At 68.8% G+C, this 22,927-nt stretch carries 22 protein-coding genes; 10 read left to right on the top strand and 12 right to left on the bottom strand.

All coding sequences use genetic code 11. From position 1 onward, the window contains the following. Positions 1-21: 21 nt before the first annotated feature. The gene (locus J2Y49_RS14815; RefSeq protein ID WP_310115619.1) at positions 22-1,071 is read right to left on the bottom strand and encodes an ABC transporter substrate-binding protein; all 1,050 of its coding nucleotides are present in this window, start codon (positions 1,069-1,071) and stop codon (positions 22-24) included. Positions 1,072-1,321: 250 nt separating this feature from the next. Beyond that, complete coding sequence (locus tag J2Y49_RS14810) at positions 1,322-2,275, bottom strand: LysR substrate-binding domain-containing protein (protein ID WP_310115618.1); 954 nt, start codon at positions 2,273-2,275, stop codon at positions 1,322-1,324. Positions 2,276-2,619: 344 nt separating this feature from the next. Between J2Y49_RS14810 and J2Y49_RS14805 the strand changes: the two genes are divergently transcribed. The 7 genes from J2Y49_RS14805 to J2Y49_RS14775 are packed head-to-tail and all read left to right on the top strand — an operon-like array spanning position 2,620 to position 8,165. After that, the gene (locus J2Y49_RS14805; RefSeq protein WP_310115617.1) at positions 2,620-3,753 is read left to right on the top strand and encodes an FAD-dependent oxidoreductase; all 1,134 of its coding nucleotides are present in this window, start codon (positions 2,620-2,622) and stop codon (positions 3,751-3,753) included. Then, positions 3,734-4,036, top strand: a complete 303-nt coding sequence (locus tag J2Y49_RS14800; RefSeq protein WP_310115615.1) for a (2Fe-2S)-binding protein — start codon at positions 3,734-3,736, stop codon at positions 4,034-4,036. Before J2Y49_RS14805 ends, J2Y49_RS14800 begins: the two co-directional genes overlap by 20 nt. Beyond that, positions 4,033-5,484 (top strand): NAD(P)/FAD-dependent oxidoreductase, encoded by a 1,452-nt coding sequence (locus tag J2Y49_RS14795; RefSeq protein ID WP_310115614.1) that lies wholly within the window; start codon positions 4,033-4,035, stop codon positions 5,482-5,484. Before J2Y49_RS14800 ends, J2Y49_RS14795 begins: the two co-directional genes overlap by 4 nt. Before the next feature lie 13 nt (positions 5,485-5,497). Next, positions 5,498-6,625 (top strand): FAD-binding oxidoreductase, encoded by a 1,128-nt coding sequence (locus J2Y49_RS14790; protein ID WP_310115613.1) that lies wholly within the window; start codon positions 5,498-5,500, stop codon positions 6,623-6,625. An 18-nt stretch (positions 6,626-6,643) separates the two neighbouring features. After that, complete coding sequence (locus tag J2Y49_RS14785; RefSeq protein ID WP_310115612.1) at positions 6,644-6,991, top strand: RidA family protein; 348 nt, start codon at positions 6,644-6,646, stop codon at positions 6,989-6,991. A 32-nt stretch (positions 6,992-7,023) separates the two neighbouring features. Then, the gene (locus tag J2Y49_RS14780; RefSeq protein ID WP_310115611.1) at positions 7,024-7,788 is read left to right on the top strand and encodes a transporter substrate-binding domain-containing protein; all 765 of its coding nucleotides are present in this window, start codon (positions 7,024-7,026) and stop codon (positions 7,786-7,788) included. Positions 7,789-7,817: 29 nt separating this feature from the next. Further along, a complete protein-coding gene (locus J2Y49_RS14775; RefSeq protein WP_014189196.1) occupies positions 7,818-8,165 on the top strand; it encodes a RidA family protein in 348 nt (115 codons plus the stop codon). A gap of 88 nt (positions 8,166-8,253) precedes the next feature. On the opposite strand, the gene J2Y49_RS14770 is transcribed toward J2Y49_RS14775, so the two are convergent. The 10 genes from J2Y49_RS14770 to J2Y49_RS14725 all read right to left on the bottom strand — a co-directional run bounded on the left by J2Y49_RS14770 (position 8,254) and on the right by J2Y49_RS14725 (position 20,196). Further along, positions 8,254-9,849 (bottom strand): MFS transporter, encoded by a 1,596-nt coding sequence (locus J2Y49_RS14770; protein ID WP_310115610.1) that lies wholly within the window; start codon positions 9,847-9,849, stop codon positions 8,254-8,256. Continuing rightward, entirely contained in the window at positions 9,846-10,997 is a 1,152-nt protein-coding gene (locus tag J2Y49_RS14765) for an HlyD family secretion protein (RefSeq protein ID WP_310115609.1), read from the bottom strand. Before J2Y49_RS14765 ends, J2Y49_RS14770 begins: the two co-directional genes overlap by 4 nt. A gap of 149 nt (positions 10,998-11,146) precedes the next feature. Beyond that, positions 11,147-13,450: a TonB-dependent hemoglobin/transferrin/lactoferrin family receptor gene (locus J2Y49_RS14760; protein ID WP_310115608.1), complete on the bottom strand. Its 2,304-nt coding sequence runs from the start codon at positions 13,448-13,450 to the stop codon at positions 11,147-11,149. A gap of 158 nt (positions 13,451-13,608) precedes the next feature. Beyond that, on the bottom strand, positions 13,609-14,151 hold the full coding sequence (hutX, locus tag J2Y49_RS14755) for a heme utilization cystosolic carrier protein HutX (protein ID WP_310115607.1): 543 nt from the start codon (positions 14,149-14,151) through the stop codon (positions 13,609-13,611). 109 nt (positions 14,152-14,260) lie between these two features. Beyond that, positions 14,261-15,706, bottom strand: a complete 1,446-nt coding sequence (locus J2Y49_RS14750; RefSeq protein ID WP_310115606.1) for a HAMP domain-containing sensor histidine kinase — start codon at positions 15,704-15,706, stop codon at positions 14,261-14,263. Beyond that, on the bottom strand, positions 15,693-16,364 hold the full coding sequence (locus J2Y49_RS14745) for a response regulator transcription factor (RefSeq protein ID WP_310115605.1): 672 nt from the start codon (positions 16,362-16,364) through the stop codon (positions 15,693-15,695). The genes J2Y49_RS14750 and J2Y49_RS14745 overlap by 14 nt, the downstream gene beginning before the upstream one ends. A 27-nt stretch (positions 16,365-16,391) precedes the next feature. Further along, positions 16,392-17,225 (bottom strand): ATP-binding cassette domain-containing protein, encoded by an 834-nt coding sequence (locus tag J2Y49_RS14740; protein ID WP_310115604.1) that lies wholly within the window; start codon positions 17,223-17,225, stop codon positions 16,392-16,394. A 13-nt stretch (positions 17,226-17,238) separates the two neighbouring features. After that, entirely contained in the window at positions 17,239-18,330 is a 1,092-nt protein-coding gene (locus J2Y49_RS14735; protein ID WP_310115603.1) for an iron ABC transporter permease, read from the bottom strand. After that, on the bottom strand, positions 18,327-19,118 hold the full coding sequence (locus tag J2Y49_RS14730; protein ID WP_310115602.1) for an ABC transporter substrate-binding protein: 792 nt from the start codon (positions 19,116-19,118) through the stop codon (positions 18,327-18,329). Before J2Y49_RS14730 ends, J2Y49_RS14735 begins: the two co-directional genes overlap by 4 nt. Positions 19,119-19,236: 118 nt before the next feature. Beyond that, positions 19,237-20,196: a ChuX/HutX family heme-like substrate-binding protein gene (locus J2Y49_RS14725; protein ID WP_310115601.1), complete on the bottom strand. Its 960-nt coding sequence runs from the start codon at positions 20,194-20,196 to the stop codon at positions 19,237-19,239. Positions 20,197-20,539: 343 nt separating this feature from the next. On the opposite strand from J2Y49_RS14725, the gene J2Y49_RS14720 reads away from it, so the two are divergent. The 3 genes from J2Y49_RS14720 (at position 20,540) to J2Y49_RS14710 (ending at position 22,851) form a co-directional block, all read left to right on the top strand. Then, entirely contained in the window at positions 20,540-21,313 is a 774-nt protein-coding gene (locus J2Y49_RS14720; RefSeq protein ID WP_310115600.1) for an amino acid ABC transporter substrate-binding protein, read from the top strand. A gap of 114 nt (positions 21,314-21,427) precedes the next feature. Continuing rightward, entirely contained in the window at positions 21,428-22,087 is a 660-nt protein-coding gene (locus tag J2Y49_RS14715; protein WP_310115599.1) for an amino acid ABC transporter permease, read from the top strand. Continuing rightward, positions 22,084-22,851 carry an amino acid ABC transporter ATP-binding protein gene (locus J2Y49_RS14710; RefSeq protein WP_310115598.1) on the top strand — a complete coding sequence of 256 codons (768 nt, stop codon included), beginning with the start codon at positions 22,084-22,086 and terminating at the stop codon, positions 22,849-22,851. Before J2Y49_RS14715 ends, J2Y49_RS14710 begins: the two co-directional genes overlap by 4 nt. Positions 22,852-22,927 lie beyond the last annotated feature (76 nt).

Here is a 22,927-nt window from a genome sequence, read left to right as displayed (position 1 = left end):
GGGGCTCTGCTCCTCACATCCTCAGCGCTCGATCTCGCGGGTCCAGCGCTTGTTCCACTGCTCGCGGTTCTTGTTGATGGTGTCCCAATCCACCACCAGCAGCTTGCCGACCTGTTCCGGGCCATAGGGGATGCCGGCCTGCTTTTCGGCGGGCAGTTCGACAGTCTTGTTCACCGGACCGAAGCCGGCGTTGACCGCCAGCGCGGTCTGCGCCTCGACGCCCAGCATGTGCTGGATGAACTTCTGCGCCTCGGCCGCGTTCTTGCTGCCGGCGACCTGACAGGCGGCGGAGCCCAGCACGATGCCGCCTTCCTTCGGATAGACGAAGGTGGCGGGGAAGCCGGTGTCGGCCAGCGCCTTGGCCCGGCCCGAACCCCAGACGGCGATGACGGCCTGGTTGCTCTGGAACAGCTCGGTCATCTTGCCCGGCGACGGCTCGTAGGCCAGCACGTTGGGGTTGATCTTGTCCTTGAACTCTTTGAATCCCGGCTCGATGTTGGTCTCGCCGCCGCCGTTCAGGCGGGCCATCATCACCAGCGCGTGCAGGCCGTAGCTGTTGTTGATCGGCGGAACCACCAGCTTCTTCTTGTAGCGCGGATCCTCGATGTCCTTCCACGAGGTCGGGGCCGGGATCTTGTTCTCGTCGAAATAGGCCTTGTTGTAGAGGATGCCGGTGCCGACGGCGCCGAAGTTGATCGCCTTGCCCGACGGCATCTTCGCCAGATCATAGAGCTGGTCGTAGACCGGCGCCTTCTCCAGGTCGGCGCAGAAGTTCAACGCCACCGCCTGATACATCGGGCCGTCGTCGAGGATGACGACGTCGATCTGCTGGTTGCCCTTCTGGGCCTGCAGCTTGGCGAGGTTGTCGGTGGAGTTGCCGGCGACATACTCGACCTTCACGCCCATCGCCTTCTCGAAGGCCGGGATGATGTCCTTGCGCATGGTCTGCTCGAAGGAACCGCCATAGGCGGCGACATAGAGCGTCTTGTCCTGTGCCTCTGCCGTCTGGACCGCGGCCATGCCGCACCACAGGGCCGCCGTCGCCATCAACCCGCACATCATGGAGCGCATCGTCATTCTCCTCTTGAGCCTTGGTCCCTGTTCACGGTCGCTGTCCGCTGTTCTCGGGGGTTCATCTGGGCCTGATCTTCGGACCGCATCGCGACACGGATCCGGATCGCCGTTTTACCATCCCTTACCTTGCCGCCGCCGTTGTCGCAGGCTGTTTTTCGGGAAGGTCGCGGTCAGGACGCGGGTCAAGGGTGCTGGTGTGGTCACATAACCGTCAAATCGAATTCGCGCCATCATTCATCCGGAAATGTTATAATTCCGTGTTCCGAACGAGTTGAGGGCCGTTCTCGGTCCCACCCGATCCGATCAGGCTGTCGCGGAAGCGCGTGGCTTCCTCCATGAAGCCGTTGAGGAAGTCCTCGGCGATCATCGACAGCGGCACCTGGGCGGAGCGCAGGATGGCGATGTCGAAGCCGATGCGCGGTTCGAAGGCGCGGACGATCAGGCCGTGCGGGACATAATCCTGGGCGGTGAAGGGATCGACGACCGACACGCCGTAGCCGGCCGCCACCATGGCGCAGGCGTTCATGGTCAGCTGGGCCTCCACCCGCATCACCCGCGACACGTCATGGTCGGCGAAAACGGTGTCGATGCGGGAGCGCAGCAGGGCCGGCGGGGTGGTGGAGATGAAGCTCTCCCCTTCGAAATCCTTCGGAACCAGCACATCCTTTGCGGCCAGCGGATGGCCGGGCGGCAGGATGGCGACGGCCGGGATCCCGTGGATCTTCTCGGTCAGCACCGCCGCGTGGTCGATGGGGGTGTGTGCGAAGCCCAACTCGCACTGGCCGGTCGCCACCCAATCGAGGATAGTGGGCGAGGTGCTGCCGCGCAGCGCGATGTCCACCCGCGGCCGTTCGCTGAGGAAGCGCGCGACGTAGCGCGGCAGGAAGCCGACGCCCAGCGCCGGCATCGCCGCCACCCGCAACGCCCCGCTGCGCCGGGCCGTCAGGTCGCGCGCCGTCTGCTCGATCAGTTCCAGCCCGACGAAGGCGCGGTCGACCACCTGATACAGCGAGATCGCCTCGCTGGTCGGCGCGATGCGGGGGCCGCGCCGTTCGAACAGCGTCAGCTTCAGCGCATATTGCAGGTCGCTGATCAGGCGGCTGACCGCGGGTTGGGAGATGTTCAGCAGTTCGGCCGCCGCGGTGATGCCGCCGGTCACCATCACCGCGCGGAAGGCCTCGATCTGGCGTGGATTGATCATGGCGCCGGTCCTTTGCCGTCGGCCGACACATAACATTCAGTCATGAAACACCCCTTCGATCTGATTTGACAGTTATAAGTTGGCTGCCGATGCTGTCGCAAGGATCAAGGGAGCGGTTGGGTGTCGCCGGGCAGAATCCCGCGGCGCTCCGGCAAAGGAAACCCTGCTGTTTGCAATACATCCATGTGTAACGCTGGCAGATCCGGCGCGGTCTCAAAGATATACGGTGCATCGGCAAATATTCGGCACTGTATACGAGTGCCGAATGCCGCGATGCGCGCATCACGATAACGGCGGCGGCCGCTGCGCACGGGCACTGTGCGGCAGCGGCGGGAGTGGAGACGATGACGCAGCCCAGTCGGGGCGGAGAGTACGACGTCGCCGTGATCGGCGGCGGGCTGGTCGGATCGGCGCTGGCCTGGGGCCTCGCCCGGTCGGGCCAGAAGGTCACGATGCTGGACGAGGGCGACGTCGCCGTGCGCCCGTCGCGCGGGAACTTCGCCCTGGTCTGGGTGCAGGGCAAGGGTCTCGGTATGGCGGAATATGCCGGCTGGACCAAGCAGTCTTCCGACGACTGGAGCGGCTTCGCCGACCTGCTGCACCAGCAGACCGGGCTGGACGTCGCCTACCGGCGCCCCGGCGGCTTCATGCCGATGCTGTCGGAGGAGGAGTTGCAGGCCCGCGCCAACACCATGATGCGGCTGCACAACCAGCCCGACATGATCCCCTACCCCTACGAGGTGATGGACCGCGAGACGCTGCGCAAGGAGCTGCCCTTCATCGGGCCGGACGTGGTCGGCGGCACCTATTGCCCGCTGGACGGCCACTGCAACTCGCTGCGGCTGCTGCGCACCCTGCACAAGGGCATCGGCATGCTGGGCGTCGATTACCGGCCCAACCACCGGGTCGAGCGGATCGAGCATCGCGACGGCGGTTTCCGCATGAGCACCGCAGGCGGCGAAGTCCGCGCCGGCAAGATCGTGCTGGCCGCCGGCCACGACAGCGCGCGGCTGGCGCCGATGGTCGGGCTGTCGGCCCCCGTCCGCCCGCAGCGCGGCCATGTCATCGTCACCGAGAAGACCGCGCCCTTCCTGCACCACCCCACCGTCTATGTCCGCCAGACCGACGAAGGCGGGGTGATGATCGGCGACAGCTTCGAGGAAACCGGCTTCGATACCACGCTGCAGCCGGGCATTTCGTCGGCCATCGCAGAGCGCGCCATCCGCTTCTTCCCGCTGCTGGGCAAGCTGAACGTGGTGCGGAGCTGGGCGGCGCTGCGCGTGCTGACGCCGGACGGCTTCCCGATCTATGAGGAGTCGAAGACGGCCCCCGGCGCCTTCGTCGCCACCTGCCACAGCGGCGTGACCCTTGCCGCCAACCATGCGCTGACGCTGGCGCCGCTGATCGCGGCCGGCGGCCTCGGCGACCGATTTGCGCCCTTCAGCGCCCGGAGGTTCCATGTTCCGCAGGCTGCCTGAGATCGAGGCCACCAGCCAGACGGTCTCCTTCACCATCGACGGCCGTCCGGCCAGTGCGCGGGCCGGCGACAGCGTCGCCGCCGCCTTGCTGGCCAACGGCGTCACCGCCTGCCGCAACACGCCGGTCAGCGGTGCGGCGCGTGGCCCCTACTGCATGATGGGCGTCTGCTTCGACTGCCTCGTCACCATCGACGGGACCGGCAACCGCCAGGGCTGTCAGGTGCGCGTGGCGCCGGGCATGGCGGTGGAGACCCAGAACGGCAAGCGCGAGGTGGAGCGATGAGCGCATTTGACTTCGACATCGCCGTCGTCGGCGCCGGGCCGGCCGGCCTTGCTGCAGCGGCGCTCGCCGCGTCCAAGGGCGCGTCGGTGGTGCTGCTCGACGAGCAGACGGAACCCGGCGGTCAGATCTACCGCGCCGTCACCGAGACGCCGGTGCGCGACCGCAAGGTGCTCGGCCCGGATTACTGGCATGGCGCCGAGCTGCTGGGACCGTTGCGCGACAGCGGCGCCGTCCACTGGCCGGGCAGCACCGTCTGGAGCGTCGCCCGCCCGCGCGAGGACGCCGCCGACGGGTCCCGTCCCATCCAGATCGGGCTGTCGCGCAACGGCGCCGCGGCCATGCTGACCGTGCGCCACGTCATCCTGGCGACCGGTGCGCTGGAGCGTCCCTTCCCGATCCCCGGCTGGACCCTGCCGGGCGTGCTGGGCGCCGGCGCGGCGCAGGTGCTGCTGAAGACCTCAGGTCTCGTGCCATCGGGCGCCACGGTGATGGCGGGCAGCGGGCCGCTGCTGTGGCTGCTGGCCTGGCAGTATCTGCGGGCGGGCGCACGCATCGACGCCATCCTCGACACCACGCCGAAGGAGAACTGGCGCGCCGCCCTGCCGCTGCTGCCCGGCTTCCTGCGCTCGCCCTATCTCGGCAAGGGCATGAAGCTGATGCTGGAGGTGCGGCGCAAGCTGACCGTCATCGGCAACGTCACCGCGCTGCGCGCCGAAAGCGGCATCGGCGGCGGCGGCGTGCTGAAGAGTGTCGTCTACACCCGCAACGGCACCGAACACCGGCTGCCGGCCGACACGCTCCTGCTGCACCAGGGCGTCGTCCCCAACCTGAATCTCGCCAACGCCACCGGCTGCGCCCAGCGCTGGGACGAGCAGCAGCGCTGCTGGCGGCCGACCACCGACGAGTGGGGCGCGACCTCGGTCGAGGGCATCTCGCTGGCCGGCGACGGCGCCGGCATCGGCGGCGCCCGCGCGGCGGAAGAAGCCGGCCGTCTGGCCGCGCTCGACGCCCTGCACCGGCTGGGCCGCATCGGGCGGGAGCAGCGCGACCAGTCCGCCGCCCCCTTCCGCACCGCGCTGGACCGCGCGCTGACCGGCCGCGCCTTCCTCGACACGCTGTACACCCCGGCGGAGACGTTCCGCGTGCCGGCCGACGACACCATCGTCTGCCGCTGCGAGGAGATCACCGCAGGCGCGGTGCGGGAGGCGGTGCGGCTGGGCTGCTCAGGCCCCAACCAGGCCAAGAGCTTCCTGCGCTGCGGCATGGGACCGTGCCAGGGCCGGCTCTGCGGTCCGACGGTGACCGAGGTCATCGCGGCGGAGCGCGGCGTCTCCCCGGCGGAGGTCGGCTATTACCGCCTGCGCCCGCCGGTGAAGCCGATCACGCTGGCCGAACTGGCGGCCCTGCCGAAGACCGACGCCGACATCGACGCCGTGTTCAAGCACTGAGCGGAGCCGCCCGATGACCGCCACCGCCTTACCTCACCCCGATGTGATCGTCATCGGTGGCGGCCTGCACGGCTGCTCCGCCGCACTGCACCTGTCGATGCGCGGCGTGCGCGTGCTGGTGCTGGAGAAGGACCATGTCGCCCGCCACGCCTCCGGCGTCAATGCGGGCGGCGTGCGCCAGCTTGGCCGCCATGTCGCGGAGGTGCCGCTGTCCGTCGCCTCCATGGCGCTGTGGCACGGCATCCGGGATCTGGTGGACGACGATTGCGGCTTCGAAAGCCACGGCCAGATCAAGGTGGCGGAGACCGAGGGCGAGCTGGCGACGCTGAACGCCCGCGTCGCCGAGTTGAACCGGCTGGGCTTCACCCATGAGGAGATGATCGGCCGGGACGAGCTGCGGTCGCTGGTGCCGGCCATCGCCGATCACTGCGTCGGCGCGCTGGTGTCGCGCGGCGACGGGGCGGCGATCCCCTTCCGCACCACCTTCGCCTTCCGGCGCAAGGCCATCGCTCTGGGCGCCCGCTTCCAGGAGGGTGGCGCCGTGACGCGGCTGGCCCGCAAGGGCGGGCTGTGGAGCGTGGAGACGGCGGAGGGCGGCCGGTTCGAGGCGCCGGTGGTGGTGAACGCCGCCGGGGCCTGGGCCGACCGCATCGCCGCGCAGGTGGGGGAGCCGGTGCCGCTGGAGGCCATCGCGCCGATGCTGATGATCACCGCCCGCGTCGCTCCCTTCATCAAGCCGGTGGTCGGCGCCACCGGCCGCACGCTGTCCTTCAAGCAGTTCCCCAACGGCACCGTGCTGATCGGCGGCGGCCTGCTGGGCCGGGCGGTGCGCGACGAGAACCGGACGGAACTGGACTTCTCCCAGGTGTCGGTGAACGCCCGCACGGTGTGGGATCTGTTCCCGTCCATGCGCGGCGCCACCATCGTCCGCAGCTGGGCGGGGATCGAGGCGCGGATGCCGGACGACATCCCGGTCATCGGCCCCAGCGGCACCGAACCGGACCTCTACCATTCCTTCGGCTTCTCGGCGCACGGCTTCCAGCTTGGCCCCATCGTCGGGCGGATCACCGCCGACCTGATCACGGCCGGGTCCACCGACCTGCCCATCGACCCCTTCCGCATCGGCCGCTTCGCCGCCTGACCTTTGGAGCATCATCCCGTGACGATCCAGCGCTTCCACCCGACCCCGCGGCTCTGCGACATGGTGATCCACAAGGACACCGTCTATCTCGCCGGCCAGATCGTCGATGACGGATCGACCACCGTCGAGGCGCAGACCCGCGACGTGCTGCGCCAGATCGACGCCCTGCTGGCCGAAGCCGGGACGAGCAAGAGCAGCATCCTGACCGCAACGGTCTATCTCGCCGACATCGCTACCTTCCCCGAGATGAACGCCGCCTGGGACGCCTGGGTCGACAAGGCCAACCCGCCGGCCCGCGCGACCGTGGAAGCCAAGCTGGCCGACCCGTCGATCCTGGTCGAGATCGTCGTCGTCGCCGCGCGCTGATCCTCTCACCCCTTCCACCGTTGGAGCCTGCCATGAAGCGCCTCGTCACGGGCGTTGCCGCCCTTCTTCTGCTTGCGTCCGGCGGCATCGCCGCAGCGCAGGAGATCCGCATCGCCACCGAAGGCGCCTACCCGCCCTTCAACTTCACCCAGCCCGACGGCAAGGTGGCGGGGCTGGAGGTCGACCTCGCCAACGCGCTCTGCGAGCGGATGAAGCGCCCCTGCACCGTCGTGGCGCAGGAATGGGACGGCATCATTCCGGGGCTGCTGGCGAAGAAGTACGACGCCATCATGGCGACGATGAACATCACGCCGGAACGGGCGAAGGCCATCGGCTTCTCCACCCCCTACATGGTCGTGCCGGCCTATTTCGTGGCGCCTGTCAAGTCCGCCATCGACGGTTCGCCCGCCAGCCTGCGCGGAAAGACCATCGGCGCCCAGGTCTCCACCACCCATTCCCGCTATGTCGAGAAGCATCTCGGCAGCGAAGCCACGCTGAAGACCTACGACACCGCCTCCAACCTGCTGGCCGACCTGAAGGCCGGGCGGATCGACGCCGCCATCACCACCGGCGCCACCGCGTCCGACTGGGTGAAGGGCGATGGCGGCACGTCGGTCAAGCTGGTCGGCCAGCCGGTGATCGACGCCGAGGTGTTCGGCCCCGGCATCGGCGTCGGCCTGCGCAAGGAGGACGAGAGCCTGAAGCAGTCCTTCGACGAGGCGATCCGCGCGGTCGTGCAGGACGGCACGCTAGCGCGCATCGCCGCCCGCTACGTCGATTTCTCCATCACCCCCTGAGTTCTTTTCAAGCCAAGGAGCAGTTTCCAGTGATCAAGCGCATCGAGAAGACCAAGATCATGCACCGCGTCGTCGTCAACAACGGCACGGCCTATCTCGGCGGCATCATCGCCGACGACGTCAGCGTCGGCATGGGCGGCCAGGTCACGCAGATCTGCGGCAAGCTCGACCAGGTGCTGGCGATGGCCGGCAGCGACAAGACCAAGCTGCTGTCCGCCCAGCTGTTCATCACCGACATGAGCCTGAAGAACGAGATGAACGAGGCGTGGCTCGCCTGGCTCGACGGCAACGACCTGCCGGCCCGCGCCACCATCGGCGTCGCCGACCTGGGCGCGCCGGAGATCAAGATCGAGGTGGTGGTCACCGCCGCGGTCTGATTGCCGCGGTCTGATTGCCGCCGTCTGATTGCCGCATTCATGCCGTGACGCCCCGTGCCCGACGCGCGGGGCGTCACTGTTTTCGGAGCTATTGTTTCGGTGTCGGACGAAGCAGCGCGATCAGCAGCAGCCCGCCGACGATGAACCAGCCGATCACGATGAAGCCGTCGATGTAGGCCAGCACATAGGCCTGCTTGCGCACCGACGACGACAGCAGGGACAGCGCGCGCAACGACGCCTCCTCGTTTCCGGCGGAACGCGCGGCGATACCGGCGGCGGTGCCCGCCACCCGGCGGACGGTGTCGGGATCCCCCGCCACCACGTCCGAAACGAGGCGGAAGCTGTGGAACTGCTCGCGCATGCGGACGAAGGTCTGCATGAAGGCCGCGCCCAGCTCGCCGCCCAGCAGGCGCGATGTCTGCAAAAGCGCGCCCAGCGCCAGGATGTAGGCCGGATTCAGATTCTTGATGTTGAAATAGATCAGCGAGGTCATGGCGAAGGACTGGCCGAAGGCCTGCAGCATCTGCGACGGCAGGAAATCGGCGCCGACCCAGTCGGCCGTCAGCTGCGAGGCCAGCCAGCAGGCCAGACCCACCGCGGCGAAGCCGACCGCCATCAGCACGCGCGGATCGGCGTGGCGCAGCAGCGTGCCGACCAGCGGGGCCAGCAGGAACTGCGGCAGCGCGATCAGCAGCAGCGTGTCCCCCACCTCAAGCGCCCGGTAATTGTTCACCGTGATCAGGAATTGCGGGACGAGGAAGGCGGTCGACAGCATCACCAGCCGCAGCAGCACCAGCAGCAGGCACAGGAGCGGGATGTTGCCGCGGAACAGTGCGCTGAAGGTGATCCAGGGCTTGGGACAGGTCAGCTCCTGCACGATGAAGGCGACGACCAGCAGTCCGCCGGCCAGGAACAGCCCGGTTATGAGGCCGGAATTGAACCAGTCCAGCCGGTTGCCCTGGTCCAGCCCGGCATAGAGCAGGGCAAAGCCGAGGCTGGCATAGGCGATGCCCCACCAGTCCGCGCCCTTCAGGAGGTCGCGGCGCACCGGTTCGGCCGGCATGCCGAAATGGACGCAGAGCGCCATCAGCGGCGCCAGAATTGCGGTGTCCCAGAACAGCCAGCGCCAGTCGAGGTTCTCGATCACCCAGCCTTCGATGGAGGCGGAGAAGTTCAGCGACAGCTCCACGTTCATCGCATAGACGGCAATGCCGTAGACCAGATAGCGCGGCGGCAGGTTGCGGACGATGAAGCCGATGGTCAGCGGGATGAAGGTCCCCGACGACAGGCCGGCCAGCACCTGGAAGGTCAGGACGCCGGTCAGCGTGCCGGTCAGCGGCAGGGCCAGCGTCGCCAGCCCGTAGGTGACGGAGGAGACCAGCAGCACCCGCCGCGGTCCGAACACCACCCCCAGGAACGCTGCGGCCGGCGCCACCAGCATCTGCGCCACCGTGTAGGCGGTGGGGATCCACGACCCTTCGTCGAAGCCGGCGCCGATGGCGCCGCGGATGTCGGCAAGCCCGAAGGCGGTGACGCGCGCGGTCAGGGTGGAGATCAGCGCGCCCAGCAGCACGCCCAGCAGCCCGATGACGGGATGGTGGGTGATGGCCGGCGCCGCCTCCCGCCGCAGGAACGGCAGCGGAAAGCGGCCCGGCGGCCGGGCGCCGTCGAGGTCGGCGCTCACTTCGCGGTGTCCTTGCCGGTATCCCCTTCCGTGTCGATGGTCACCACCACCGACATGCCCGGCCGCAGCCGGTCGCGCAACGGGTTGGGATCGTCCAGCACGATCTTCACCGGGATGCGCTGGACGATCTTGGTGAAGTTGCCGGTGGCGTTGTCGGGCGGCAACAGGGCGAACTGGCTGCCGCTGGCCGGAGACTCGCCGGCGACCCGGCCGGTCAACGGCGTGTCGGGAAAGCTGTCGATCCGCACCGTCGCCGGCTGTCCGGGCCGGATGCGGGTCATCTGGGTTTCCTTGTAGTTGGCGATCACCCAGACCGACGGCAGCGGCACCAGCGTGATGATCTGGCTGCCCTGCGCGACATACTGGCCGGGGCGGACCTGCCGCTGGCCGACCATGCCGTCGGCCGGCGCGCGGATCGTCGTGCGGTCCAGCGTGATGCGGGCGAGATCGAGGTCGGCCTGCCGCTGCAGCCGGGTGGCCCGGGCCTGACGGATCTGCACGTCGATGCCGTCGAGCGCCGCCTTCTGCTGATCGACCAATGCCTGCCCGGCTTCAAGCGACGCCTGGGCGCGGCGGGAGGTCGCCTGGGCCTGCTGCAGCGCCTGCAGCGTGCCGGCCAGTCCCTGTTCGGTCAGGGAATGCTGGCGCGACTCCTCCAGCCGCGCCCGCCAGGCGTCGGCCTCCAGCCCATGGACGTTGGCCTCGGCCTGATCGACCAGGGCACGCTGGGTCCGTTTCTGGATATCGAACTGGGCGATGGCCGCGTCGGCCGCCGCCAGCGCCGCCTCCGCCTGCTCCACCCGCGCGCGGTAGTCGTCGTCGACGATGAACGCCACCGGATCGCCGATCCGCACCCGCTGGAAATCCCCCACCGGCATCTCGCGGACGATGCCCGATACCTGGGCCGACAGCGGCGTGATGTCGGATTGCAGATAGGCGTCGTTGGTGGACTGACTGGCGGCCGAAGCGACCCAGCGGTCCCAGCGCGTGGCGAAGACCACCACCAGCAGGACCGCCAGCCCCAGCACCGCCAGCCGCACCACCCACGGGCTCCAGGCCACCGGCGGCGGTGCCGCCGGGGGAAGTGGAGGCGGGGGTGGGGACGGCTGCTGGTCCGATCCCCGGGTTGGCGTGGCGGCATCGGTCATCCGGGACGCTCCATGGAAGGTTCCTTCCGAGCGACCCTACGCGATGATCCGTGAAATGACCTGCTGAACCAAGGTGTAGCCCCACTTGGGCCAGCAGCGACGAAGGAAGCGTGCCGGCCGTTCGCCTGCCCGCCCGCCTCTGGGTCAGATCACCATTTGACGGTGGCGTGGACGAGGAAGGAGCGTCCGGCCTCCAGGTAGCGGCGACGGTCGGTGGAGGTCTCTGCCACGCTCACCACGTTGATGTAGTTGTAGTATTCCTGGTTGAACAGGTTCTTGACGGAGGCGCCGAGCGACAGGTGGTCGGTCGGGTTCAGGTAGGCCGACAGATCGACGGTGGTGTAGGCCGGCGCCTTCAGATAGGTGGAACTGCTGACGTCGTCGGCCTTCTTGGCGAAGGCGTGGGTGGTGACGACCTCCGCCCCCCAGAAATTGTCCGGCGCGGTGTAGGACAGGCCGGCGTTCAGGGTAAGCGGCGCCACCTCGTCGATGGCGGTCTTGGCGTCGAGGTCGAAGCCGCGGGCGAAGGCCGCCGCGCCGAACAGCGACCAGCCCGGCCGGAAGCGCCATTCCCCCTTGCCCTCGACGCCGAAGATCTCGACCTTCGAGATGTTCTGCGACTGGTAGCGCAGCAGGCCGGCGCTGCTGCGGCCGACCGCCCGCTGGGCGATGAAGTTGCTGTAGCGGTTGTAGTAGCTGGACACCTGGAAGCTGGAGCCGTCGGCGTATTTGGCGCGGAAGCCGGCCTCGACCCCATTGCTGGTCTCCGGCTTCAGACTGGCGTTGGGCAGCACCTCGTAGCCGAAGGCCGGGTTGGAGAAGCCCAGGTTGGCGTCGTCATAGGGCGGCGCTCGGAAGCCGTGGGCATACTGGCCGAACAGCGAATATTCGCGGGTGAGGTCGTAGGTGACGCCGAATTTCGGCGACAGCGCCAGCTTGTCCAGCTTCGACGGGGTGGAGGACGGGTTGGAGGCGAGATAGGCCGCATCCAACTCCGGGTTCATCCGGTAATAGTCGAGGCGCAGTGCCGGCACCAGACGCAGCCGGTCGATGGTGATCTCGTCCTGCAGATAGCCGCCCAGCATCAGCGTGCTGGTGTTGGGGAAGGTGCGGCTGGGATAGGTGTCGCCGTTGTAGCTCTTGGCGCTGGCACCGGTCGCCGTGTTGGTCAGCGTCACGTCGCGCATGCGCTCGGTGCGGATGTGATCGACGCTGAAGCCGTAGGAGAGGCGGTTGGCCAGCCCGAACCAGCTGGTGTCGGTGCGCATGTTGACGCCGCCGCCGAAGATGCGCTGTTCGGATTCGTTGTTGGTCTCTTCGCGCAGGGTGGAGCGCGCCGGGAACAGCGTGTTGGTGGAGGTGGTGACGCCGGCGGTGCGGGTGCGGTTCTCCTGATGGTCGTAGCCGGTGGCGTAGAGCCGCCAGTCTAGATGGTCGATGAAGCCGATGGGGGCGTCGTGGGAATGCTCCAGCCCGATGCGCCAGCGCGTCGCCTCGTCGTCGCTGACCGAATTGGCGACGGTGCCGCGGGTGGTCCGCGGCGGGGCCATCGAGAAGATGTAGCTGGCGGCGGCACCGACGTCGTTGCGCAGGGTGGTGTCGGTGTCGCGGTGGAAATACTCGCCGGTCAGCGTCACCTTGTCGGGGCCGCGTTCCCACGCCAGCTTGGCCAGCGCGTTGTTGACCTGATAGTCCTGCGGGTTGCGGAAGCTCTTGTCCTTGGACTTGTACTCCTCGCCGTCGCGGTGGGTGAAGACGCCGAGGAGCGAGAACTCGCCCGCACGCATCGCCGCGGTGCCGGTTTCGGAGAAGGAGCTGTCGACGCTGTCGTAGGCACCCTTCAGCGAAGCGTAGAAATCCTTGCCGGGATAGAGGTAGTCGGCCGGATCCTTGGTGACGTAGCCGACGACGCCGCCCAGCGCGTCCGACCCGTAAAGCGCAGAGGATGGCCCGCGCACGATCTCCACCTGCTTGAGGGAATCGAGGTCCACCGCGTCGCGGCTGTAGCCGGCGGACGGACCGGCGGATTTGGGCGTTTCCGGCAGGCGGGTGCCGTCGATCAGCATCAGCACGCGGTTGTCGGTGATGCCGCGGATGGCGAAGCCGCCGGCACCGGCGCGGGCGGGCGAGTTGCTGACCGTCACACCCGGCTCGTAGCGAGTCAGATCCTGCAGGCGGTGCAGGCCGCGTGTCTCGATCTGCTCCTCCCCGACCACGAAGATGGTGGAGGTCGCCTCGTCCAGCCGCCGCTCCCCGCGCTCGCCATAGACGGTCACGGCGTCGAGCACGGTCGCAGGCTGGCCCGCCTGCGGAGCCGCCGCCGTCTGCACCGCCGTTTGGGCGAGCGCGGCACCGGCGCCGGCCAGGGTCAGTGCCGACGCCGACAGCCACAGCGCCCGGCGCAGCCGTCCAGGCCCTGCAATCCGCCGCGGAATGCTGGGGATTCCGGTCATCTCTGTCTCTCCTCGCTCTTTTTGGGGTCGCACCGGACCCGGCCGGCACGCTGATGTCGGAGTTTTGCTATTAATTATTATTCGCAACTGCTGGACGCAGAACGGGCATGCTGGCGCGCGTTCCGCCGGACTGCCACGTTTGCGGAGGGGATGCCGGCTTAGGCGGCAGGCAGGCAGAGCCGGTTGCGCAAGGCCAGGAAGCGGTCCACCTGATCGGCCAGAAGCTGGCGCTTCTCGTCGCGGCCGACGAAGATCTTGAACATCGCCTCGCCGTCGCCGTTGAAGAAGATCACGGCGCAGCTGTCACCGCTGCCCATGAAGGGACGGCGGACGAAGGCGAGGTCGGCGCAGCGGTCCAGACGGATGTGGCCGCCGATCGGGCTGCCGCCGGCCAGATTGTAGAAGCCGCGCCCGAACTGGCCGAGCGGCAGCGGTCCCTTGCATTCCAGCACCAGATCGGCGCTGTGGACCAGGAAGGTGATCGGCCCCCAACCGGCAATATCGGTCATCGCCGCCTCCGCCGCCGAACCGGGGGCGAAGCCGCGCATGGCCGCCGGCAGGCAATCGACGACGGTGCGCAGGCTGACGCCGGTCTCCGCCGCCACCGCCTCCAGCACCCCGCCGGGTTCGGCGAGAAGCCGGGCGCGCAGCGACTCCATGGCTGCATCCTGGCTGGCGGCGGGGGTGTTCTGTGCGGTCATGGCGTGTTCCGGATGGGCAGGACGGTGGGGGACAGGCGACTGTCCGGTGATATTTATGAGAATAATTCGCAGTCGCGTTTAAGCTCAACCGCGCTTCCCTTAACGCCGCTTAATGTGGCGGGGCCATCCGATCCATCTGGGCATGGCGGCCGATCCGGACGGAGACGCGGAGCCCCGGCGCGTTGTCGTCCAGCAGCAGCCCGCCGCCATGCAGCGTGGCGATGGCGCCGACGATGGACAGGCCGAGCCCGTAGCCCGGCACCCCGTTCTGCGGGTTGAGCCGGAAGAAGCGCTGGACCGCCAGCGCCCGCTGGCCAGGGACAAGGCCCGGCCCGCGGTCGGCAACGCACAGTTCCTCCCAGCCGTCGCGAATGCCGGCCGACAGCCGGATCTCCCGGCCTTGGGCCGCATATTTCAGGGCGTTGTCCACGAGGTTGGCGACGGCCTGGAACAGCAGGCTGCGGTCGCCGCGGATGCGCAGCCCCGGCTCGACCGCGACGGACAGCGCGACGCCCGCGTCGTCGGCCAGCGGCAGGTAGGATTCGCGGATCTCCTCCAGCAGCGATTCGGCGTCCAGCGGCTCCATGCTCAGGCTGCAGCGGGCGGTCTCGATCTCGCCCAACCGCATGATGGCGCGGAACAACTGCTGGATGCGCAGGGTCTCCTCGATGCCATCCTCCAGCGCGCGGCGGATCTCGGGGTCGGCGCAGTCCTCGGCGATGCCGGCCAGCCGGTTGTGCAGGTGGGTCAGCGGCGTGCGCAGCTCGTGCGCGATGCTGCTGGAGACGCTCGACACCTCCTCCACCAGCCGGTTGACGCGGTCGAGCGTGCGGTTGATCTCGCGGCCGAGGCCGGCGAACTCGTCGTCGGTGCGGCCGATGTCGATCCGGCGGTTGCGGTCGCCCCCGGCATAGGCGGCGAGCGCCTCGCTCATCGCGTCGACCCGGCGCAGCGTGCCGGAACTGAAATAGACGCCGAAGGTCAGGCTGGTCAGCAGGAACAGCAGCACGCCGACTCCGGCCGCCAGCGGCACCGCCCGCATCTGGCTCAGCATCGGCTGGATGTCGTAGGCGTTGATGAAGCGTCCGCCATCGGGCAGCGCCACCACCATCGCCTGCATCTTCCAGCCGTCGGTGGCGTCCTTGCCCCGGCGTTCGACCAGCCCGGTCGGGCAGGAGGCGAGACGGGCGGGATCGCAGGACAGGACGTCCAGCAGCCGGGCCGCCGTCGCGTCGTCGCCGTAGAGCAGCCGTCCCGATGCATCCAGCACCAGCCGCTTGCGCGCCGTCTCCGTTTCGAATTGGGCGCGGCGGCGCAGGTCGGCAGCGAGATCGAGGGCGTCGCCGAAGCGGCCGAGCTGGCGCTGGGTTGCGGTATCGCGCTCCAGCAGTTCGACCACATGGTCCTTGACCAGATCGGTCAGCAGGCTGCGGCTCCACAGCACCGCGCCGGAGGTGACGACGACGAAGACCGCGCCGATGGTCATGGTCTGGCGGAAGCTGCGGGTGTCGAGCAGCGGGCGGATGCGGGCGGGAAGCCGCTCAACCAAGCGCATAGCCGATGGCCCGCACGGTGCGCAGCAGGGGCGGATCGAAATCCTTGTCGATCTTGCTGCGCAGCTTGAAGACATGCACCTCCACCAGATTGGTCGGCGGGTTGAATCCGTAGCCCCAGGCCTTTTCCAGCAGCATGGTCCGGGTCACCGTCTGGCCCGGATTGCTCATCAGAATGTGCAGCAGGCGGAATTCCTTGTCGGTCAACTCGATCGGCACGCCCTGCCGGGTCACCCGCCGCTGGGCAACGTCCATCACCAGATCGCCGACCGTCAGCAGGTCGCCGGGAGCGGCCACCACCTGCCCGTGGCGGCGGGACAGATGCTCCAGCCGCACCAGCAGTTCGGCGAAGTCGAAGGGCTTGCCCAGGTAATCGTCGGCCCCGGCGCGCAGCCCGGCGACCCGGTCGGAGGTCTCGTCCAGCGCCGACAGCACCAGAACCGGCGGATGGCGCATGCCGTCCAGCCGCTTCAACACCTCCATGCCATCCAGCTTCGGCAACATGCGGTCGAGCACGACGACGTCGAACGCCTCTTCCGCCAGCAGGCGCAACGCCTCCTCGCCATCGCCGGAGAAGCGGCAGGAATGGCCGGAGCCGTTGAGCCTAGCCCCGATCCAATAGCTGACGGCCGCATCGTCCTCGACGACCAGAACGCGCAACGCCTCCTCCTTTCATAAGAAATGATATTAATAATCAGTCGCAAATCGGCTGTCCAGCCCGGATGGCGGCTGCCCTGTCGTGGCGAAGACGGCCCCCTGCCCGTCCGGCGCCGGCATCCGGACGAAGCGGGTGGCGAAGACCCGTTCCAGAACCGGTACCGGCAGGGCGGACATCGGGCCGCTCCAGGCCTCGCGCCCATCCGCCAGCACCAGCGCATTGTCGCAATAGCGGGCGGCCAGCGTCATGTCATGCAGCACCACGGCGCAGGCGCCGCCGGTCCGCTCCATCCAGTTCCGCGCCGCCCGCAGCAGGTGATGCTGGTGCGCCGGATCCAGGCTGGCGGTGGGCTCGTCGAGCAGCAGGCAAGGAGCCCCGTCCAGCCCGTCGCGGTGGAGCGCTCCGGCCGCGAGCTGCGCGAGTGCACGGGCGAAGGCGACACGCTGGCTTTCGCCTCCCGACAGCTGGGGCAGCAGGCGGTCGCGCAAGCCCTCGGCATCGGCGGCCCGCAGGCTTTCGGCGATCAGCCGCCGCCGCTCGGCGGCGCTGCAGGGGGCGGTTTCGACCGCCAGCATAATCGCCTCCTCCACCGAAAAGGCGAAGCCGGCGGCGGGATGCTGGCCGACCAGCGCCCGGTGGCGGGCGAGAAGCCGCGGCGGCATCTCGCGCAGGTCCCGGCCGTCGAGGCGCACGGCGCCGGCGGTCGGACGGCGCTCGCCCGACAACAGGGCCAGCAGGGTCGATTTGCCGGCGCCGTTGGGACCGAGAATCGCCAGCAAGCGGCCGGGGACCAGATGGACGGTCACGCCGTCGACCAGCCGGCGACCGCCCACGGCGAAGGAAACATCTTCGGCTTGCAGCAAGATGAGAAGCTCCTCAACCGAACGAGCGTCCGCCGCGGGCGCGCAGCAGCCACAGGAAGACGGGCGCGCCGACGGCTCCGAGCAGCAGCCCGACCGGCACGTCGGCCGGGGCGGCAATGCTGCGGGCGGCGGTGTCGGCCAGGATCAGCAGGGTCGCCGCCGCCAGGGCCGTCGCCGGCAGCAGCCTGCGGTGGACCGGACCCAGCCACAGGCGGATCATGTGCGGCACCACCAATCCGACGAAGCCGATCAAACCGGAGACGGCAACCGCCGCCCCCACCCCCAGCGCCACCAGCAGGACGGTGCGGACGGCGAAGCGGTGCGGCTCCAGGCCGAGCAGGAAGGCGTCGCGCTCGCCCAGCGCATAGAGGTCGAGCCGCCGGGCGTTGGCGAGCAGGCCGGCGGTCGCCGCCAGCATCAGGACCAGCGCCGGCCCGATCTGCGTCCAGCCGGCGCCGCCGAAGCCGCCCATCATCCAGAAGGTCATCTGCCGCAACGCCTGATCGTCGCCGAGATAGCTGCACAGGCCGATGCCGGCGGCGCCCAGCGCGTTGACGGCGATGCCGGCCAGCAGCATGTCGGTGGCCGAGCAGCGCCCGTCGCGCCGCGCCAGCGCCAGGATCAGGATCGTCGCGGCCAGCGCGCCCAGGAAGGCCGTCACCGGCAGCAGCGTGGACAGCGACAGGCCGCTGCGCGACAACCCCAGCCCGGCAACCCCCAGCATCATGGTGACCGACCCGGCGAACGCCGCGCCGCTCGACACCCCGACCAGACCGGGATCGGCCAGCGGGTTGCGGAAGATCGCCTGCAGCGAAGCCCCGGCGACGCCCAGCGTGACGCCGACCGCCGCCGCCAGCACGATGCGCGGCAGGCGCAGGGCATAGAGGACCGCGGCGTCGCGCGCGCCCAGCGGCTCGCCCGGCAAACCGATTGCCTGCGTCAGATGCGACAGCACCCGGTCGAGTGGCAGGGCGATGCTTCCGGTGGACAAAGCGATCATGACCGCGACCGCGAGCGCAACGCCCAGCAGCCCCAGGGCGGGCGCGAGGCGCGGCCGACGGGCGGCGGGCACTGCGGCGATGGACAGGCTGGCGCTGCCGCTCATGGCCCGGCCTTCCCGGTTTGCGCGCGCAGCAGCGCCTCGACCGCTTCCGGCGTGCGCGGTCCCAGCCCGACCAGAAGCGCGGCGTCGATCTGGACGACGCGGCGGTCCCGCGCCGCCGGGGTCATCGCCAGCTGCGGCAGGGAGAGCAGGCCGTCGAGCCCGCCGGACCGCTCCACCAGCGTCCGGCTGACCAGCAGGATCTGCGGCTCGGCCGCCAGGGCGGCTTCCGCCGACAGCGGCGGGAAGTCGCGGTCGCTGTCGATGGCGTTGCGTCCGCCGGCCAGCGCGATCAGGGCATCCGGCACGGTGCCGGGCCCGGCCGCCATCATGCCGCCGGGACCGCCGCCGACCAGACAGAGGATGCGCGCGCCCGCCTTGCCGGAACCGGCGGCCTGCTGCGCCTCGGCCGACAGAGCAGACAGCCGGCCGGTCAGTTCGGCGGCGAGGCGCCGGCCCTCCTCCTCACGGCCCAGGGCACGGGCGATGGCGGCGATCTTGGCGGTCAGCCCGGCCGGGTTGGAGGTCTCCGGCACCATCTCCACCGTCACGCCCATGGCGCGAAGCTGGTCGAAGGCGGTCTGCGGCCCGGCCCCCTCGACGGCCAGCACATGGGTGGGGGTGAGCGACATCAGCCCCTCCGCCGACAGGGTACGCATGTAGCCGACATCGGGCTTCGCCGCCGCCGCGGCCGGCTGGCGGCTGACCGTGTCGCGCCCGACCACCGCATCGCCGGCCCCCAGCGCGAAGGCCAGTTCGGTCACAGGCGCCCCGATTGTGACGAGGCGCATCTGCGCCATTCCCTCTGCCGCCCCGGCGGCCGGCGCCGTCAAGCAGGCGGCAATGCCAATGGCGAGGGCGGCAAAGAGGCGGCGGGGTATTGTGCGCATCATCACGGGCTCCCGCATCTCAGGAGACGCCCGGCAGGTCGGGCATAGACCGGGCCAGCATTCGCCATTCCGTCCGTTCCGGCTTGTCCTCGTCGCGCTGGCCGCAGAGGATGGCGCAGTTCTCCCCTTGCGCGTTGTAGAGTTCGACGGTGGTGATGCCGCCCTTGTCGGTCGGCTTGAACACCACCCAGGCGCTGGACAGGCGCGCCATGTCGCAGTGCAGGCGGAAGGCGGGATCGTCGATGCCGAGCAGAGCACCGTCCGTCCGCAGCGTGGCGATTGTGCCCGTGTGGATCTGGATGCAGCCGGCATTGCCGACGAAGATCATGATCTCCATCCGGTCGTCGCGGGCGGACTCCAGAAGCCCGGTCACCGCGGCCAGCGGAATTTCGCGGGCGAAGTCGCCGCCGGCCAGACGCATGGCGTCGAGACGGGCCACGCCGAACCGCTTCAGCATCCCGTGGAATTCGTGGACGTCGGCCATCGCCGCCCAGGCGGCACGCAGACCGGCAACGTCGATGTCGGCCGGGACGGTGGCGACCGTCTGGACCGGCGGCTCGCCGCTTTCGACCTCGTCGGCCAAGTCGCCATCCGCCCGGTGCTCGTCCAGGAGAGTATCCCATGCCGCGGCGTCGGTTTCCGCCGTGCGATGGATGGCGTGGACCAGATGGCCGGCAGCATTGCGGATCAGGATGGCGCCGGCGGCCGGATCGTAAGCGGTCCGGCGCCAGTGACGGGGGAAGATCCGCAGATCGACGTCGCGGTTCAGCACGATGATGGCATGGCCGTTGCCGGACACATTGCCGAAGCGGCCGACCTTCTCATGGGTGATGGCGCTGTTGGCGGTGACGACCCGGACCGGACCGAGGACGTCGAGGCGCGGCAGCACCGCCGGCCAGTCCACCTCCAGCCGCAGATGGCCGGTCGCGGTGTCGGTGACGGTGGGCGCCTCGATGGAAGGCAGGGAGGTGTCGGGCATCGGGGAAAATCCTCAAGAGGGCTGGCGCGGCGCCGGCCGGTGACGTTTCCCAGATGATTATGATAGTCATTATCATTGACAAGGCGGGGTTCATTAACCCGCATTAATTCCGGTTCCAAGCTGTTTACGCCGATGGCGGTGAAAGCCGGACAGGTCCGTGATTTTCCAGCCTGATCCGTTTGCGGTACACACAAAGCACAATTGATATGTGCTAAATAGGTATTGGATTCCCTTGTTAGGGAATATTCTTTCCTGTAGCGTGACGGCAACCGTCCAGCGCAAAACTGCGTCCAAGGTGGCGGACCAACCCAAGATCCACTCCCTAAACACCGGGCATCAACCGATGAATTGGCTGAAATCGCTTCTCGTCGCCGGCCTTCTGCAGGTCGCCGCCGTCTCCGCCGCCCAAGCCCAGAGCGACCTCGACCGCATCAAGGCGGACGGCGTGATGAAGATCGGGACCGAGGGCACCTATGCCCCCTTCACCTATCATGACGCGTCGGGCGCGCTCGTCGGCTTCGACGTCGAGATCGGGCGCGAGGTTGCCAAGCGCATCGGCGTGAAGGCGGAGTTCCTGGAAGGCAAATGGGACGGCCTGATCGCCGGCCTGGACGCCCGCCGCTACGACGCCGTGATCAATCAGGTCGGCATCACGGAGGCGCGCAAGGCCAAATACGACTTCTCCGACCCCTACATCACCAGCCGCGCGGTGCTGATCGTGCGGGGCGACAATGACGCCATCAAGAGCTTCAACGACCTGAAGGGCAGGAAATCGGCGCAGTCGCTGACCAGCAACTTCGGCAAGCTGGCCGAGGCGTCGGGCGCGCAGCTGGTCGGCACCGACGGCTTCGACCAGTCGATCCAGCTGGTCCTGAACGGCCGGGCCGACGCGACGGTCAACGACAGCCTGTCCTTCCTGGACTTCAAGAAGCAGAAGCCGAACGCCAACGTGAAGATCGCCGCGACCCAGGACAATGCCGACCAGTCCGGCATCATCGTCCGCAAGGGCGAGGCGAAGCTGGTCGCCGCCATCAACGAGGCGCTTGCCGCGATGAAGGCCGACGGCACCTACACCACGATCTCGCAGAAGTATTTCGGCGCCGACGTTTCCAAGTAACCGCCGGCCAAGCACCGGACAGTCCTCAATGCCCCCTGCCCCATCCGGGCCGGGGGCATTGTCGTTCCTTCACCACGAGAGGCACCTTCCCCCTTGCTGCACTGGCTTACCCTGATGGCGGACTCGCTTCCGTCGCTGCTGTGGGCGGCACTGGTCTTCACCGTGCCGCTGACGCTGGCCTCCTTCGCGCTGGGCCTGACGGTCGGGCTGGTGGCGGCGGTGGTCCGGCTGTTCGGACCGGCGCCGCTGGCCGCCATCGTCCGCTTCTATGTCTGGATCATCCGCGGCACGCCGCTGCTGGTGCAGCTGTTCCTGATCTTCTACGGCCTGCCCAGCGCCGGCATCGTGCTGGATGCCTTCCCGGCGGCGCTGATCGGCTTCACGCTGAATGTCGGCGCCTACACCTCCGAGATCATCCGCGCCGTCATCGGATCGGTGCCGAAGGGGCAGTGGGAGGCCGCCTATTCCATCGGCATGAGCTGGTCGCAGGCGATGCGCCGCACCATCCTGCCGCAGGCCGCCCGCGTCGCGGTGCCGCCGCTGTCCAACACCTTCATCTCGCTGGTCAAGGACACCTCGCTCGCCGCCGCCATCACGGTGCCGGAGCTGTTCCAGGCGGCGCAGCGCATCGTCGCCACCAGCTACGAGCCGTTGATCCTCTATGTTGAAGTGGCCCTGATCTATCTGGCGCTGAGTTCCATCCTGTCGGCGCTGCAGGTCCGGCTGGAACGCCGGTTCGGCCAGTATGGCGGTTTCCTGGAGGCGAAGTCGTGATCCGGCTGTCGAACATCGAAAAGCGCTTCGGCGAGCTGACCGTGCTGAAGGGCGTATCCGTGACTGTGGCGGAAGGGCGCGTCACCGCCCTGATCGGCCCGTCCGGCGGCGGCAAGAGCACGCTTCTGCGCTGCATCAACCTGCTGGAAATCCCGACCTCCGGAACCGTGCGCATCGGCGAGGAGGAGCTGACATTCCAGCACGGCGGCAAGCCGGCCTGGAAGGACATCCAGCGGCTGCGCGGCCAGACCGGCATGGTGTTCCAGAACTTCCAGCTCTTCCCCCACCGCACGGCGGTGGAGAATGTGATGGAAGGGCTGGTGACCGTGCAGAAATGGCCGACGGAAAAGGCGCGCGAACGCGCGATGGCCTTGCTGCACAAGGTCGGCATGGCCCACAAGGCCGATGCGTGGCCGGCGACCCTGTCGGGCGGCCAGCAGCAGCGCGTCGCCATCGCCCGCGCGCTGGCCCCGTCGCCCCGCGTGCTGCTGTGTGACGAGCCGACCTCCGCGCTGGACCCCGAACTGTCGGGGGAGGTGGTGGAGGTGCTGGGCACGCTGGCGGCGGAGGGCACCACCATGGTGATGGCCACCCACGACCTGCGCCTCGCCTCGCGCATCGCGCACGAGGTGGTGTTCCTCGACGGTGGCGAGGTGGTGGAGACCGGCCCCTCGCGCGAGCTGTTCACCCACCCCAAGCGCGAGCGCACCCAGCGCTTCATCGCCACCCTGACCCAGCAGGGGCAACAGGGCGAAGGCGTGTGAAAACGCGGCGGGGCCGCCGGACGCGGGGTTGTCACCCCGGCCCGACGGCCCCCGACGGTCACGTAGGACTGCGCTT

Source organism: Azospirillum sp. BE72 (assembly GCF_031455875.1).
Lineage (GTDB): Bacteria > Pseudomonadota > Alphaproteobacteria > Azospirillales > Azospirillaceae > Azospirillum.
This window is presented reverse-complemented; position numbering and strand designations above follow the sequence as displayed.

What these genes read in the sequence shown, in the direction of transcription:
- J2Y49_RS14815 (WP_310115619.1), bottom strand. Translation starts at nt 1,071, where the DNA reads ATGCGCTCCATGATGTGCGGGTTGATGGCGACGGCGGCCCTGTGGTGC.
- J2Y49_RS14810 (WP_310115618.1), bottom strand. Translation starts at nt 2,275, where the DNA reads ATGATCAATCCACGCCAGATCGAGGCCTTCCGCGCGGTGATGGTGACC.
- J2Y49_RS14805 (WP_310115617.1), top strand. Translation starts at nt 2,620, where the DNA reads ATGACGCAGCCCAGTCGGGGCGGAGAGTACGACGTCGCCGTGATCGGC.
- J2Y49_RS14800 (WP_310115615.1), top strand. Translation starts at nt 3,734, where the DNA reads ATGTTCCGCAGGCTGCCTGAGATCGAGGCCACCAGCCAGACGGTCTCC.
- J2Y49_RS14795 (WP_310115614.1), top strand. Translation starts at nt 4,033, where the DNA reads ATGAGCGCATTTGACTTCGACATCGCCGTCGTCGGCGCCGGGCCGGCC.
- J2Y49_RS14790 (WP_310115613.1), top strand. Translation starts at nt 5,498, where the DNA reads ATGACCGCCACCGCCTTACCTCACCCCGATGTGATCGTCATCGGTGGC.
- J2Y49_RS14780 (WP_310115611.1), top strand. Translation starts at nt 7,024, where the DNA reads ATGAAGCGCCTCGTCACGGGCGTTGCCGCCCTTCTTCTGCTTGCGTCC.
- J2Y49_RS14765 (WP_310115609.1), bottom strand. Translation starts at nt 10,997, where the DNA reads ATGACCGATGCCGCCACGCCAACCCGGGGATCGGACCAGCAGCCGTCC.
- J2Y49_RS14760 (WP_310115608.1), bottom strand. Translation starts at nt 13,450, where the DNA reads ATGACCGGAATCCCCAGCATTCCGCGGCGGATTGCAGGGCCTGGACGG.
- hutX (WP_310115607.1), bottom strand. Translation starts at nt 14,151, where the DNA reads ATGACCGCACAGAACACCCCCGCCGCCAGCCAGGATGCAGCCATGGAG.
- J2Y49_RS14750 (WP_310115606.1), bottom strand. Translation starts at nt 15,706, where the DNA reads ATGCGCTTGGTTGAGCGGCTTCCCGCCCGCATCCGCCCGCTGCTCGAC.
- J2Y49_RS14735 (WP_310115603.1), bottom strand. Translation starts at nt 18,330, where the DNA reads ATGAGCGGCAGCGCCAGCCTGTCCATCGCCGCAGTGCCCGCCGCCCGT.
- J2Y49_RS14730 (WP_310115602.1), bottom strand. Translation starts at nt 19,118, where the DNA reads ATGCGCCTCGTCACAATCGGGGCGCCTGTGACCGAACTGGCCTTCGCG.
- J2Y49_RS14725 (WP_310115601.1), bottom strand. Translation starts at nt 20,196, where the DNA reads ATGCCCGACACCTCCCTGCCTTCCATCGAGGCGCCCACCGTCACCGAC.
- J2Y49_RS14720 (WP_310115600.1), top strand. Translation starts at nt 20,540, where the DNA reads ATGAATTGGCTGAAATCGCTTCTCGTCGCCGGCCTTCTGCAGGTCGCC.
- J2Y49_RS14715 (WP_310115599.1), top strand. Translation starts at nt 21,428, where the DNA reads ATGGCGGACTCGCTTCCGTCGCTGCTGTGGGCGGCACTGGTCTTCACC.